Genomic DNA, 12,484 nt, shown 5'->3' with positions numbered 1-12,484 from the left:
ATACAATTTATGTAACTGGAAATTATTACTTACAAAGTCGTTAGTTTCTCCGATTGTCATTATCTGATAATAATATTTTCATGGTTACCAGCAATTGCCCTAAATGGCGCATAGTATGCTCGGCCGCATGAAATATTAATCCCAAATGAGTAGAAGGAATCTGTGCGCGGCCTACCATTCTTACTTCCAGAATTGTTGACGGATCCGTATTTTTGATTTGAGAGATTGCGGTGTCAAACTGGTTATTGAGATGATGTAGTAAATCGGTAAAACTACAATCCGGGAATGGAGGTTGTCCTTCCTGTCTTAAATATTTAAGTTGTTCTTCTGTGAGCGATTCTTCGCGGGCATAGGTAAGGAGCCTGTCCAGTACACCAGCAAGATGCTGCATATGAAAACCTACTGAAGCTGATCCGGCAGGTTTGGTCCATAGTAATTCAGAAGGGAAGTTTGGGTTTAATCTATTGATTTCTTCCTGTGCCTGCAAAAGCGCATGAGCAGCTGGCTGCAAAACGGTAGGTATATTGGGAAGCGGCCCACGAAGCCAGACTTCTGGTTTTTCATTATTTTCCATTTGGAAAAGTAACAAAAAAAGGGACTCTTTTACAAGTCCCTCTTAATTCATATATGGTGTCAGAAATCAGAATGATTATTTTGCAATGTCAATCTGTACTGCTTTTCCTTTGATTGTGTTACCGTCCATGGCACGTAGTACGGTGCGTGCATCGCGTTCAGGAACATCAACAAAAGTGAATTTATCATAAATATCAATTGCTCCGATCGTTTTACCAGGAATGTTTGCTTCACCAGCAATCGCTCCAACGATATCACGAGGCATGATATGATCTTTGCGTCCAAGGCTAAGGAACAAACGAGTCATACCTGCTTCCGGTGCTGCTGTACGTTTTGCTTCTCCATCACGTTCACGCGGTTCACGCGGTGCACGTGATTCGCTGCTGCCAGTACGTTCTCTGCTCGCAAAGCGGTCAGAACTTGGTCCGCGACGATCTCCTTCACGGCTTCCGCCATCACGGGAACCTCTTTCAAAACGTCCGCCTGTTGATCCGCCGGATGAACGACGTTCGAAACGATCGCTTCCACCTTCACGACGGCCTTCGCCACCACGTCTTTCTTCCCATGCCAGGTTAGTATCTGCGTATTCGTTTTTCTGAACACCCATAATTTGTTTGGCAAGTGCTGCTACGATTTGTTCAGTTGTAAAACCGCTGTGACGTAACATTTCCAATACATCCTGATAAAGATCTGTATCACCTTCCTGAATTGAAGCAGAAATGCTTTCAACAAAACGGGCTTTACGAACACCAACGATATCTTCGTAAGAAGGAATAACGCCTTTTTCGATTTTTACTTTTGTATAGTTTTCAATGGTTTTCAGACGGAATTTTTCGTCACGTGCAACCAGTGAGAATGCTTTTCCGGACATACCGGCACGACCTGTACGGCCGATACGGTGTACGTAATATTCTTCGTCCAAAGGAATGTCGTAATTAATTACGCCATCAAGACCGCTAACGTCAATTCCACGTGCAGCTACGTCTGTTGCAACAAGGATGGTTGTTACACCCGCCTTGAATTTGCTCATTACATTGCTGCGTTGTTGCTGACGCAAGTCACCGTGAATACCTTCTGATGCGTAACCGCGAAGTTGTAATTCTTCAACGATTTCGTCCACTTTGCGTTTTGTGTTACAAAAAACAAGAAGTGATTTCAAATGGTACATATCGATCAGACGAGTCATTACTTCAACTTTCGCCTGAGGTTTTACTTCAAAACAAACCTGTTCGATGTTAACGTTAGTAAGCTCGTTACGAACTACTTTAATCAACACAGGATCATTAAGGAAGCGTTTTGTGATCGACATGATCGGCTTAGACATAGTAGCCGAGAAAAGAATTGTCTGGCGATCTTCCGGCATGTCAGCCAGAATGCTTTCAATATCTTCACGGAAACCCATGTCCAACATTTCGTCAGCTTCGTCAAGAACCATCATGCGAACTTCGTCAAATTTCAAAGTACGACGCTGCATATGATCCATTACACGACCAGGAGTTCCTACAACTATATGAACACCTTTTTTCAAAGAACGTATCTGGCGATCAATAGAATCACCACCGTAAATAGCTTCAATTTTAAGTCCACGCTGAAATTTAGCAAGTCTTCCGATTTCCTCAGAAACCTGTACGGCTAATTCTCTTGTAGGGCAAAGTATAAGTGCCTGAACAGCATTGTTGGTTACGTCAATACGTTCAAGTACAGGTATTCCAAAAGCAGCAGTTTTTCCTGTTCCTGTTTGCGCCTGACCGATTACGTCAGAACCTAGCATTACAGCCGGAATACCCTGTGCTTGAATTGGAGAGGGTTTTGTGAAACCCATTTCAGTTAAGGCTTTAAGAATGTTTTCTGAGAGTCCTAAATCAGCGAAGGTCTCAAAATCTTCAATTGTCTCAATTGTTTCAGTAGTCATCTATCTTGTTATTATTAAAATTCTTTAAAAATTATTTTATAAGAATTAGAAGTCAGTAGGTTGCCGGCAATATCAATCCAATATCCTTCATGACGAATATTAAATAGAATATTGAAAACCTGCACAATTTGAAATCATGTCTGATTGTTAAGGTAAACCGCGAAAAACCGGTTTGGTACAACAACGCTGATGACTGTCAGTAACTTAAATTTAAGGGATTGCGCTAAGCCCACCACAAGACATCCGTGGGGCTCTGCATGACGAAACGGGTAAAACCAACCAGGCGTTTTAAAGGTTGGTGGCGCTAAAAATAAATCGCCGAACCGTGATATGAAGCAGAGAAGCGAACGGATGTTCGTTCTAATTTTTTACAAAAGTACAACTATTATTTTAAATGTCAATAGCTGCAAGAAAGTAATTGTAATATTTTCAGAAATAAAATTTATCACGTTCTGTCATGTCTGCGAAATAATATCTCCGAAAGCGTCAGAATGCTTAATTATTGAATTTTTGTGTCAGTTACTTTTTTGTGTTTAGCCCGTATATAGAGGCAAATCACCAGAGTTGGTGATCATGAAATTCACAACTATATACAATCTGACATGAAAAAAGTATTTTTAAGTATGATGTTTGCGATGGCTGCCATGGCTGTTCAGGCTCAGAGTAATTCAATTCTGGTTTATGGAGGTCTGGGAATCAATAGTTCCAAGTCTTCATCGGACATTAAAACAAACAGTTTTTCGTTCACGCCAGCAGTTGGATATCAATGGAACGATCACTGGACGGGTGGGGTCAATCTTCACACAACATCTTCAAAAACAGGTTCACCTGAAATTAAAACGACATCATTCGGAGCGGGGCCTTTCATTCGTTATGCCTATCCGTTATCTGACATATTCGCGGTTTACGGACAATTGAATACTAATTTTTTGTCTGGTAAAACTGCGGGGGTTAAAATGAACGGTTTCGAATCAACAATTTTTCCTGCGATAGGAGTTAATCTTAAAAATGGTTTTGCCTTGAATTTTAATTTTGGGAGTCTTGGCTTTGCAACCAATAAGATAAAAGGAGAAAAGAAAAGCAGCAGTTTCGGGCTTAATTTTGGCAGTGGCGCAGGTTTTGGAATCTCGAAAAATTTCGGATTGTAAAATTGTAAAAAAAGAAAGCCGGATCGACATTTTTTCGATCCGGCTTTCTGACTTAAAGTTGATATATTACAGTACTTCGCTCACTTCTGTATAAGGAAGGTTCCAGGCATCGGAAACACCTTTGAAAACAATTTTTCCATTCACAACATTAAGTCCTTTTTTCAATTCCTCGTTTGTTGCACAAGCTGCTTTCCATCCTTTGTTCGCCAATAATAAGGCATAAGGAAGCGTTGCATTCGTTAGTGCTAATGTTGAAGTATAAGGAACGGCACCTGGCATGTTCGCTACGCAATAATGAACTACGCCATCCACTTCGTAAATCGGATCTTCATGCGTTGTAGCGTGAGATGTTTCAAAACATCCGCCTTGGTCAATCGCAACGTCAACCATAACGGTACCAGGTTTCATTAATTTCAACATATCTCGTGTGATTAATGAAGGTGCTTTTGCGCCAGGAATTAATACACCGCCAATAATAAGGATCGAGCTTTTTACAAGATCACGGATGTTGTATTCATTTGACATTACGGTATCTACATTCGCCGGCATAATATCTTCAAGGTAACGAAGACGTGCAAGGCTGATATCAACAATCGTAACATTGGCACCTAAACCAGCCGCCATTTTTGCAGCCTGCGTTCCAACTATACCACCCCCAAGAACAAGCACATTGGCGGGTTTAACGCCGGCAACACCACCAAGCAAAATTCCGAATCCACCCATTGGTTTTTCAAGATATTTTGCACCTTCCTGCACAGCCATACGACCGGCAACTTCACTCATTGGAATAAGAAGTGGTAAACTTCTGTCAGTTCTTTCCACAGTCTCGTAAGCCAGACAAACCGCCTTACGTTCGATCATTGCATTTGTAAGCGGCTCAGATGATGCAAAGTGGAAATAGGTAAACAGCAACTGATCTTCTTTGATTAAAGCATATTCACTTTCAATCGGCTCTTTTACTTTAATGATCATTTCAGCAATCGCGTATACCTCTTCAATTGTCGAAAGAATGGTAGCACCTGCTTCGGTATATTGTTCGTCAGAAAATCCACTTCCTTTTCCCGCTTCCGTCTGTACATAAATGGTATGTCCATGTTTGCGGAATTCTGTAATTCCCGCAGGCGTGACGGCCACACGGTTTTCATTGTTTTTAATTTCTTTCGGAACGCCGATGATCATAGTAATAAGAGTTAGATTTGAAAATTGTCACTTTGAAAATTCGTTTGTAAAAATACCGGATGAGGGAAAAACTTTCTTTTGTTTAATTGAAATACAGAAAAAAAAACTGTTCGAAGAGTTCCGGGAAGAAATTAATTCTTTCATTTGTGTAGAAATATATGCTTTCGACAAAAAAATACTTTTCATGCAAATTGATCTGACCGACAAACGAATACTTGAACTGCTTCAGGAGAATTCTCAGTTTACGATGAAGGAAATTGCCAGCAGGATAAATCTGTCGGTAACACCTGTGCATGACCGCATCAGAAAACTTGAAAGAGAGGGTTTTATCGACAAATATGTGTGTTTGTTAAACAGAAGAAAGCTCGGTAAATCGCTGGTAGTTTATTGTAATATAACCCTGGATAAACAAAAACGGGAAAGTTTTGAAGATTTCAATCAGGCGATTGTCAATATGCCTGAGGTTTTGGAATGTTCAGTGGTCTCTGGTAACTTCGATTATATGTTAAAAGTCATTGTGGAAGATGGGGAAGCATACAACCAATTTTATCAGCATAAACTTTCTGCCCTGAAAAGTGTGTTACACATCAGCAGCTATTTTGTAATTTCGGAAATCAAGTACTCGACCGGTATATCAGTTCGTTAGAAAGTACTGAACGTGGGGCGGGAAATATTCTTACAGTTATTAAGCAGTCAATTTTTAAATTTTGACGGCCAAAAATCAACAAAATGAATAAAAATTTTAAAGATGGTTTAAACCTGATGTCGAAGGTAACGCCAAGACGTGCATGGAATGCCATTCAGATACTGAGCAGTTATTTTTACTCAAAAACCACCGGCCAGCCCGTACATTGGGGGATGCCCATTGCGATTTCTTTTGAACCTACAACGTCCTGCAATCTGCGCTGCCCGGAATGTCCAAGTGGTTTGCGTTCTTTCACCCGTCCGACGGGCATGATGGAGGAAAAGCTTTACAAGAAAACAATTGACGAATTAGCCGATACTTTACTATACCTCATATTTTATTTCCAGGGAGAGCCCTATCTACATCCCAAGTTTTTTGAACTTGTCAATTATGCCCACGAAAAAGGGATATACACGGCAACTTCCACCAATGCGCATTATTTAACAGATGAAAAAGCCCGTAAAACAGTGGAGTCAGGTTTAGATCGCCTGATTATTTCCATCGACGGAACAACACAGGAAACTTACGAGCAATATAGAATCGGTGGGAATCTTGAAAAAGTGCTCGAAGGTACCCGAAATATCATCAAATGGAAAAAGGAACTTAAATCCAGTACGCCTCATGTAATCTTCCAGTTTCTCGTTGTCAAACCGAATGAACATCAGATTGAGGATGTAAAAAGACTGGCGGAAGAAATGGGTGTGGATGAAGTAGGGTTAAAAACCGCCCAGATTTACGACTATGAAGAAGGTTCTGATCTAATACCTACCATTGATAAATATTCCCGTTACGAGAAACACGCTGACGGTAAATTTTCAATCAAAAATAAATTTGTGGACCACTGCTGGAAAATGTGGCATTCGTGTGTGATTACCTGGGACGGAGGCGTTGTTCCCTGTTGTTTTGATAAGGATGCCGAATATCAGCTGGGCGATATGAAGAAAACCAGCTTCCGCCAGCTATGGCGTGGGAAAAAATATAATGACTTCCGGGCGTCCCTGATCCGGTCACGTTCTGAGATAGAAATGTGTAAAAACTGTACGGAAGGAACACAGGTTTGGGCGTGAAACATTGTGTTTTTAGACCTTTATTTCAAATTTTAACAAATATTAATATAAGTTAATTATTTGATATTGAGGATGTAAATACTTTTTATTTAAACTCCGTGGAACATTTTTTGGTGGTTTGCTCTGAATAATTGAAATTTGGCATTGGTAATTCAAAAATTCATGGGCAAAGTAATTGCAATTGCAAACCAAAAAGGCGGAGTAGGTAAGACAACCACCGCAATTAATTTAGCTGCAAGTTTGGCAGCATTAGAGTTTCGTACACTTATTATTGATGCAGATCCGCAGGCAAATTCCACATCCGGACTTGGATTTAATCCTCAGGAAATGGAAAACAGTATCTACGAGTGCATGGTTGAGGATGTGAGGACGGGTGAGGTGATTTTGGAAACAGATTTCCCAAACCTCAATCTGCTGCCTTCGCACATTGACCTGGTCGGAGCGGAGATTGAAATGATCAACCTTAAAAACCGCGAGCACCGGATGAAGGATGCCATTGCCGAAGTTAAGGATGATTATGATTTCATTATTATTGATTGTTCACCTTCGCTGGGTTTAATAACGATCAATAGTTTAACAGCGGCAGATTCTGTGATTGTACCTGTTCAGTGCGAGTATTTTGCATTGGAGGGTTTAGGCAAGCTCCTCAACACAATTACAATTATCCAGTCCCGTTTAAATACCAACCTGGCGATTGAAGGTATTTTATTAACCATGTATGACCTGCGTTTGCGTTTGTCAAATCAGGTTGTTAATGAAGTTACCAGTCACTTCGAATCACTCGTTTTTAACACCATCATACCCCGCAACATACGTTTAAGCGAATCGCCAAGTTACGGGATTCCGGTTCTGGCACAGGATGCCGACAGTAAAGGTGCTATTAGTTATCTGAATCTGGCAAGAGAAATTCTTACCAAAAACGGATTGCTTTCAACAGATACACATCAGGGAGTAAATTGATTCATTGTATTTTAGGGGAGATCATAGCGCAGAATGGAAACAAGCAATAAAAATAAAAAAATGACCGGTCTTGGTCGCGGTCTTGGGGCGTTGCTTCAGGATTCTGACAAAGGCAATACTTCGCGTCCCAGTCCACGGCCCTCTTCGACAGATGCGGTTGGCTCGATGAATGAAATCGATCTGGATCAGATTGAGGCCAATCCTTATCAGCCAAGGACGAAATTTGACCAGGAAGCACTTCAGGAACTTGCGGATTCTATCCGTGTCCAGGGTATTATTCAGCCCATAACGGTAAGACAACTTGGTCAGGATCAGTATCAGCTGATCTCAGGGGAAAGACGTTTACAGGCTTCGAGGTCTCTCGGAATGGTACGTATTCCTGCCTACGTGCGGACTGCCAATGACCAGCAAATGCTGGAAATGGCGCTTATCGAAAACATCCAGCGGGAAAATCTTAACTCAATAGAAATTGCCCTGAGTTATCAGCGCCTTATTTTAGAGTGTAATCTTAAACAGGAAGAGCTTGGCGTTCGTGTTGGTAAAAACAGAACTACGGTCAATAATTATATCCGTCTGTTGAAATTACCGCCGGTGATTCAGGCTGCTTTGCGTGACAATCGTATCAGTATGGGACATGCAAGAGCGATTATTACCATCAACAGTGACCAGATCCAATTGAAGATTTTCAATAAGATTATCGAAGAAGGATGGTCAGTTCGTAAGGTAGAGGAAGAAGTGCGGAAGCTTGGTATGATGAGCAGTATATCTTTTGAAACGAAAAAACCTGTTACATTAAATCAGGAAATAAAATCATTGCAATTCCAGTTATCTTCCTTTTTTGGAGCGAAAGTTTCTGTAAAAAGCAGTGATGATCATAAAGGTGAAATCAAGATTCCTTTTGGATCGCAGGATGAATTGAAAAAGATTTTGGAAACATTGAAATTCGATAATAAAGCTTGAAAAAGTGGTTTTGGATTGGGATGTTTATTCTTATCATCGGTAAGGTAAGTGCCCAGAAGACAGAAAAGGTGGAGGAGAAGGACCGGAAGAAACCTGAAAGAACTGTTGTTTTTGACAGTACGGCTTTTATTCAGGGAGATTCTGTAAAGCCACAGATCGCGGTTGAAAAAAAGAAATTTATTCCAAACCCGGGAAAAGCCACAAAACTGGCAGCGTTAATTCCAGGATCCGGACAAATTTATAACCGTGATTACTGGAAGGTTCCGCTTGTTTATGCAGCGCTTGCCGGAGGAACCTGGACAGCTATTTACTGGAATGTGCGTTATAAAGATTTTTTGAGAGGTTATGAAAGCTTCTACGATTTGTCTGATAAAACCAGCACAACTTATGGGCAACTCAAAAGCGGTCTGACCTCTGATTCCAGGTTACCCATTTTTTACCGGGGTGGTATATTGAATGGACAACGTGTTGATTCATTGTTGCTAACGATTGATCAGGTTAAACGTGAAAAAAATACTTATCGCCGTTATAAAGAAACGGCCATCGTATTCACAGTTGCGCTATATGCACTTTCGATCATTGAAGCAAACGTTGCGGCGCATTTAAAGACATTTGACTTGTCGGAGGACATCAGCATGAAAGTTGCACCTAAAATTCAGCAGCCCAATATGACATTACCAACGCCGGGTGTAAGTTTGGTTTTTAACTTGCACAGGCGAAAACAATAAGAATTTAGTTTAAGTATAGATTGAAAATTAAGATTTTATAATGAATATATTGTTGCTGGGATACGGCAAAATGGGGAAAACGATCGAAAAGATCGCCCTGGAAAGAGGACATCATATTGTTGGAAAAATTGATCTGAGCAATCGCAGTGAAATGGACGAGCTTGGAAAATGGGATGTTGATGTTGCCATTGAATTCAGTGCACCCGAATCTGCCTATGAAAATATAACTTATTGCCTGAAAAAAGGCTGGCCAATTGTATGTGGTACCACGGGTTGGCTGGAACACCGCTCAGAAATTGAAGCATTGTGCAAATCTGAGAAAGGTGCATTCTTCTATGCTTCCAATTACAGCATTGGCGTTAACTTGTTTTTCCGGTTAAACCGCCATTTGGCACATTTGATGAATGGTCACGGTTACAAGGCTTCTATGACTGAAATTCACCATATACATAAACTGGATGCACCAAGCGGTACTGCAATTACGCTTGCCGAGGGAATTATTGAAGAAGACAGCAGTATTAATGGTTGGACACTTGCTCCCGAAAATGAAGGTGGTCTGATTCAGATCAAAGCGGAAAGAGAAGGAGAAGTACCCGGCACGCATATTATCCGGTATGAATCTGAGGTTGATAAAATAGAAATTGCGCATACGGCTCACAGCAGAGCAGGATTCGCACTCGGTGCGGTAATTTCTGCGGAATGGCTGCCTGGCAAACAGGGTGTTTTTGGAATGGACGACCTGTTAAAAATTTAGAATGATATTACTGTAACTTTCAATTAGAATAAAACATGGCTTTTAATCAGGGAAATAACCCTAGTTCTTCAAAGAAAAAATCTGCTGTACGTGAATGGTTTGACTCTGTTCTTTTTGCAGTAATTGCTGCGACGCTGATACGATGGTTGTTTTTTGAAGCCTTTACAATCCCAACTCCTTCCATGGAGAACAGTCTTTTGGTTGGTGATTTTTTGTTTGTCAGTAAACTTCATTACGGAACACGCACACCAAAAACACCTTTGCAGGTTCCATTAACCCACCAGACGATCTGGGGAACCAATATTCCTTCTTATACAGATGCGGTTCAGTTACCATCATTCCGTCTGCCGGGTTTTAGTGATGTGAAACGTGGTGATGTTGTCGTGTTTAATTACCCGCCTGAATTACAGCATCCGGTTGATTTAAAAACGAATTATATCAAAAGATGTATGGGACTTCCTGGTGATAAACTGGAAGTTCGCGATCTTCAGGTATATGCCAATGGCAAAGCTGTTGAAAATCCGCCAAGGATGGAAAATGAGTATTTTGTGGCAACTTCCACAAGCGTGAATGAAGCCAAAGTTTTTAAAGATAATGGTATTTCTGAATACAATTCATACCTGGAAACATTTAACGATACCATCGCGACAAATGATCAGCCTGGATATTTGGTTTATACAACTGTCGAGCTGGCTGCTAAATTGAAACAGTATGATTTCGTAAAAGGTGTAACAGTGGTTAAGGCTTCGAAAGAGATCAGCGAGCCAATGTTATACCCGAATTCTCCTTTGTTTAAATGGAACCGTGATAATTATGGTCCGATTACAATTCCTGCAAAAGGAATGACAGTACAGTTAACACCGGAAAATGTGGCTTTGTACGGTACCGTAATCAAAAGCTACGAAGGAAATGATAAAGTTGAAATTACTGAAAATACAATTAAAGTGGATGGCAAAGTGATAACCAGCTACACTTTTGGTCAGGATTATTATTTTATGATGGGAGATAACCGTCACAATTCAGCAGATTCACGTTACTGGGGTTTTGTGCCAAAAGATCACATTGTAGGAAAAGCAGTTTTCGTATGGATGTCTATTGATCCTGCACCAACAAGCTTTTTTGGTAAAATACGTTGGAGCAGATTGTTCAGGATTATTAACTAAGTCATAGTAATTTTTTAATTATTTGAAAGGGAAAGAAATGGGACAGCAGCCATTTCTTTCCCTTTTTCAATTTAATGTAATTCATTAATATAATATATAGAAAAATTATATATAATTGTTTGTTTGTTATTATGAATTAGCGGTATATTGTGGCCATAAATTTATTAGCCATGATCAAATCTGAACCGCAAGAATTACTAAACCCTCCAAAAACGATCAGGAAAAAATCAGCCATTCGTGAATGGTTTGATTCCATTTTATTTGCAGTCGTCGTTGCTGCACTAATCCGCTGGTTCTTTTTCGAAGCCTTTGTGATTCCATCTTCGTCTATGGAACATACACTGCTGGTTGGTGATTATCTGTTTGTGAGCAAGTTGCATTATGGTACACGCACTCCCGTCACGCCACTGCAAATGGCTTTGACGCATCAGAAAATATGGAATACCGAAATTCCTTCTTTTCTGGATTGGATTGCATTGCCCCAATTCCGTTTACCCGGTTTTTCGGAGGTTAAAAGAGGCGACGTCGTTGTGTTTAATCTCCCGGTAGAGCATCCCAATCTTTATAAAAATTACGAGGCAGTGCTACCAAATCTGAAACCATATCCAATCGATTTAAGGACAAATTATATCAAAAGGTGTGTAGCCGAAGCCGGTGATCGTTTTGAGATCAAAAATGGTCAGTTATTTGTGAATGGTAACAAAAGTGTTAACCCGCCCGAAATGCAGAACGATTATTTTATGGCCGTTACAACGCCGGTTAATGAAACTAACATATTTAAAAAGAACGGCATAACTGAATTTTCGCCGTACACGGAAACTTATAATGATACTCTGATATCCAATGATGAGTTCGGATATATGATAAAAACTACATCAGAAACTGCATTGAAACTAAAAGGTTTGGACTTTGTCAAACACATGGATATGATGGTACTGCCAAATGCAATGCGGGAATCTTTTATTTATCCAGATTCGGATAGGCTTAATTGGAATAAGGACAATTACGGTCCTGTTATTATTCCGAAAAAAGGAATGACAGTAAAACTAACACCGGAAAATAATGCTTTTTATGGAGCGGTAATACAAAATTATGAAGGCAATGAAAATGTCGTTTTAAAAGATGGTAAGATCTTTCAGCAAGGAAAGCAAATTGATGGCTATACTTTTAAACAAGACTATTATTTTATGATGGGCGATAACCGTCATAATTCGGCAGATTCAAGATATTGGGGACTGGTTCCAAAAGATCATATTGTAGGAAAAGCGGTATTTGTATGGATGTCTATTGATCCGGATCCGGCGGGTTTTTTAAATAAAATCCGCTGGTCCCGTTTGTTCAGAGTCATTAAATAA

General features: G+C 40.2%; 12 protein-coding genes. 9 read left to right on the top strand and 3 right to left on the bottom strand.

Going from position 1 to position 12,484, the window contains the following annotated elements:
- Nucleotides 1-40 precede the first annotated feature (40 nt).
- Both LXL81_RS08265 and LXL81_RS08260 read right to left on the bottom strand, forming a co-directional pair.
- Nucleotides 41-574: a DinB family protein gene (locus LXL81_RS08265; protein WP_234646254.1), complete on the bottom strand. Its 534-nt coding sequence runs from the start codon at nucleotides 572-574 to the stop codon at nucleotides 41-43.
- Nucleotides 575-649: 75 nt separating this feature from the next.
- Nucleotides 650-2,485, bottom strand: coding sequence for a DEAD/DEAH box helicase (locus tag LXL81_RS08260; RefSeq protein ID WP_234646253.1), 1,836 nt, complete (start codon nucleotides 2,483-2,485; stop codon nucleotides 650-652).
- Between the two features lie 602 nt (nucleotides 2,486-3,087).
- Between LXL81_RS08260 and LXL81_RS08255 the strand changes: the two genes are divergently transcribed.
- Nucleotides 3,088-3,633 carry an outer membrane beta-barrel protein gene (locus tag LXL81_RS08255; RefSeq protein WP_234646252.1) on the top strand — a complete coding sequence of 182 codons (546 nt, stop codon included), beginning with the start codon at nucleotides 3,088-3,090 and terminating at the stop codon, nucleotides 3,631-3,633.
- 66 nt (nucleotides 3,634-3,699) lie between these two features.
- Here the strand turns inward: LXL81_RS08255 and ald are convergent, their stop codons facing one another.
- Nucleotides 3,700-4,812 (bottom strand): alanine dehydrogenase, encoded by a 1,113-nt coding sequence (ald, locus tag LXL81_RS08250; protein ID WP_234646251.1) that lies wholly within the window; start codon nucleotides 4,810-4,812, stop codon nucleotides 3,700-3,702.
- A 184-nt stretch (nucleotides 4,813-4,996) separates the two neighbouring features.
- Between ald and LXL81_RS08245 the strand changes: the two genes are divergently transcribed.
- The 8 genes from LXL81_RS08245 to lepB (LXL81_RS08210) all read left to right on the top strand — a co-directional run bounded on the left by LXL81_RS08245 (nucleotide 4,997) and on the right by lepB (LXL81_RS08210) (nucleotide 12,484).
- A complete protein-coding gene (locus tag LXL81_RS08245; protein WP_234646250.1) occupies nucleotides 4,997-5,458 on the top strand; it encodes an Lrp/AsnC family transcriptional regulator in 462 nt (153 codons plus the stop codon).
- Between the two features lie 83 nt (nucleotides 5,459-5,541).
- Nucleotides 5,542-6,564 (top strand): SPASM domain-containing protein, encoded by a 1,023-nt coding sequence (locus tag LXL81_RS08240; protein WP_234646249.1) that lies wholly within the window; start codon nucleotides 5,542-5,544, stop codon nucleotides 6,562-6,564.
- A gap of 162 nt (nucleotides 6,565-6,726) precedes the next feature.
- Nucleotides 6,727-7,524, top strand: a complete 798-nt coding sequence (locus LXL81_RS08235; RefSeq protein WP_137341955.1) for a ParA family protein — start codon at nucleotides 6,727-6,729, stop codon at nucleotides 7,522-7,524.
- A gap of 33 nt (nucleotides 7,525-7,557) precedes the next feature.
- Entirely contained in the window at nucleotides 7,558-8,484 is a 927-nt protein-coding gene (locus LXL81_RS08230) for a ParB/RepB/Spo0J family partition protein (protein WP_234646248.1), read from the top strand.
- Complete coding sequence (locus tag LXL81_RS08225; protein WP_234646247.1) at nucleotides 8,481-9,212, top strand: DUF5683 domain-containing protein; 732 nt, start codon at nucleotides 8,481-8,483, stop codon at nucleotides 9,210-9,212. Before LXL81_RS08230 ends, LXL81_RS08225 begins: the two co-directional genes overlap by 4 nt.
- A 40-nt stretch (nucleotides 9,213-9,252) precedes the next feature.
- Entirely contained in the window at nucleotides 9,253-9,966 is a 714-nt protein-coding gene (gene dapB / locus LXL81_RS08220; RefSeq protein ID WP_234646246.1) for a 4-hydroxy-tetrahydrodipicolinate reductase, read from the top strand.
- A gap of 35 nt (nucleotides 9,967-10,001) precedes the next feature.
- Nucleotides 10,002-11,129, top strand: coding sequence for a signal peptidase I (lepB, locus tag LXL81_RS08215; RefSeq protein WP_234646245.1), 1,128 nt, complete (start codon nucleotides 10,002-10,004; stop codon nucleotides 11,127-11,129).
- A gap of 170 nt (nucleotides 11,130-11,299) precedes the next feature.
- Nucleotides 11,300-12,484 (top strand): signal peptidase I, encoded by a 1,185-nt coding sequence (lepB, locus tag LXL81_RS08210; RefSeq protein WP_234646244.1) that lies wholly within the window; start codon nucleotides 11,300-11,302, stop codon nucleotides 12,482-12,484.

This window comes from Dyadobacter sp. CY356 (assembly GCF_021440195.1).
In the GTDB taxonomy this organism is placed as follows: domain Bacteria; phylum Bacteroidota; class Bacteroidia; order Cytophagales; family Spirosomataceae; genus Dyadobacter.
Note: the sequence above shows the minus strand (reverse complement) of the source record. Positions and strands in the feature narration are given on the sequence as shown.